Origin of the sequence: Streptomyces sp. NPDC006510, assembly GCF_040611955.1 — a bacterium.
In the GTDB taxonomy this organism is placed as follows: Bacteria; Actinomycetota; Actinomycetes; order Streptomycetales; family Streptomycetaceae; genus Streptomyces.
Genome location: NZ_JBEXPH010000443.1, coordinates 1 through 1,646 on the forward strand (window position 1 = coordinate 1; position 1,646 = coordinate 1,646).

Consider the following 1,646-nt stretch of genomic DNA (forward strand, 5'->3'; position numbering starts at 1 on the left):
GGGGTGCCCATGACGGTCGTCTACGACCGCACCAAGACCGTCGTCCGGCGGCATGTCGCCCCCGGCGAGGCGGTGCCGCTGCATCCCGAAGCGGTCGGATTCGCCGGCCACTACGACTTCGATATCGACGTGCTGGCCGCCTACCGCCCCACCGGAAAAGGCCGTGTCGAACGCCAGGTGTTGATCGTCCGCGACCACGTGCTCTCCGGGCGAGCCTTCTCCTCCATCGAGGAGATGGACGCCGCGTTCACGACCTGGGTGCCGCAGCGGCGGGCTCAGATCCACAAGACCCACCGTGAGGTGATCGGGCATCGTGCCACCCGGGACCACGCAGCCCTCAAAACGCTGCCGCCGGCCCCGTATCTCGTGGCCGAACGGCACCTGCGGCCCGTCGGCAAGGACTGCCTGATCGCGTTCGGCGGCAACCTCTACTCGGTGCCCGCCCGCAAGGTCCGACCTCGCCAGCTCGTCGAGATCCGAGCCACGAAATCGCAGGTCATGCTGCATTCCACGGTCCCCGACTCCCGCGGCGGAACACTGCTGGCCATGCACCCCCGGGCGGTCGGCCGCGCGGTCCGCGTGGTCGAGGAAACGCACTGGGACGGGCTGCCCACCGGCAAGGGACGCCGGACGACCACCGGCGAAGTCCCCGTCCAGTCACGTCACCACCGCCCCCTGGGTGAAGAGGCCGGACCGTTGCAGGCCCTGCTGAACCGGGCTGCGGCCACTCGCGTCGAGGTCGGCCGCCGGCCGTTGTCGGTCTATGACGAGCTCACTGGCACCCGCCCCTTCACCACCCACCGCACGACGGAGGAACCATCTTGAGCGAGCTGACCGGCAACCGGATCCGCACCACGGCCGCGAAGCTTGGCCTGCCCCATCTGGCGGAAACCATCAACGAGTTCGCCCGTCGCGCGGACGAGGGCAAGCTGGGCTACCTCGACTTCCTCGACCTGGTCCTCTCCGAGGAACTCGCCGTCCGTGACGACCGCCGCTTCCGCCAGGGCCTGCGGCTTTCCCGCCTGCCGCACCACAAGACGCTGGATGAGTACGACTTTTCCTTCCAGCCCGAACTCGACCCGCGCAAGATCAAGGATCTTGCCACCCTGTCCTTCGTCGAGGCCAAGGCCAACGCGGCCCTGCTCGGGCCGCCCGGGGTCGGCAAGACGCACATCGCCATCGCGCTGGCGGTCGCGGCCTGCCGGGCTGGCTATTCGATCTACTTCACCAGCCTCGACGACATGGTCCGCAACCTCAAGGCCGCCGAGGCGGCCGGGCGTCTGACCAGCAAACTCGGCTCCTACCTGCGGCCGAGCGTCCTGGTGGTGGATGAGGTCGGCTACCAGCCTCTGGAGCGGGCCGAGGCCAACCTGGTGTTCCAGGTGATCTCCAAGCGCTACGAGAAGGGCTCGATCATCCTGACCTCGAACAAGACCTTCAGCGAATGGGGCCAGGTCTTCGGCGACGAAGTCCTCACCACCGCCATCCTCGACCGCCTCCTTCACCACTGCGAAGTCGTCCCGATCAACGGGCCCAGCTACCGGCTGAAGAACCGCCTCCAGGCCATCGAGCGCGAGACGGACGTGGCCTGACAGGTGGGGACGAAGAAAGGTACGCAACTGGGGATCTAAGTCCGTACGCCGACA

At 67.8% G+C, this 1,646-nt stretch carries 1 protein-coding gene and 1 pseudogene; both read left to right on the forward strand.

Features of this window, described 5'->3' with window-relative positions; translation table 11 throughout:
• Positions 1-825, forward strand: a pseudogene (locus ABZY11_RS44325) (IS21 family transposase); the annotation flags it as partial.
• Positions 822-1,592: an IS21-like element helper ATPase IstB gene (istB, locus tag ABZY11_RS44330; protein ID WP_356484594.1), complete on the forward strand. Its 771-nt coding sequence runs from the start codon at positions 822-824 to the stop codon at positions 1,590-1,592. The pseudogene ABZY11_RS44325 and the gene istB, both read left to right, overlap by 4 nt.
• Positions 1,593-1,646 lie beyond the last annotated feature (54 nt).